Origin of the sequence: Rhodoplanes roseus, assembly GCF_003258865.1 — a bacterium.
GTDB lineage: Bacteria > Pseudomonadota > Alphaproteobacteria > Rhizobiales > Xanthobacteraceae > Rhodoplanes > Rhodoplanes roseus.
The window spans coordinates 1-269 of sequence record NZ_NPEX01000838.1 but is presented as its reverse complement, the minus strand read 5'-3'; the positions used below and the strand labels follow the sequence as shown (position 1 = coordinate 269).

Below are 269 nucleotides of genomic sequence, written 5' to 3'. Positions count from 1 at the left end.
GGACGGCCAGAAAGTTGAACAAAGTCGAGCCGACGAGGCAGCAGGCGCGCGCCACCTGCAGCTTCTTGTTGCGCGGCAGACAGAGCGCCATGTCGCGCCACGGCCGGAAGATGACGAGCGTCAGAATGAAATGCGTGAGAAAGCGCACCCAGACGATCTGCATCGCCGGCAGCCATTGGCCGAGATATTTCGCCGTCGTGTCGAGACAGGCGAAGCAGAGAAAGGCGAGCATGATGAGAAGAAGCGCACGCAGGCGCGCAGCGGCGGCG

General features: G+C 62.8%; 1 pseudogene. It reads right to left on the bottom strand.

Annotated elements, in window-relative coordinates:
- Positions 1-269: pseudogene (locus CH341_RS34930) on the bottom strand (EamA/RhaT family transporter); the annotation flags it as partial.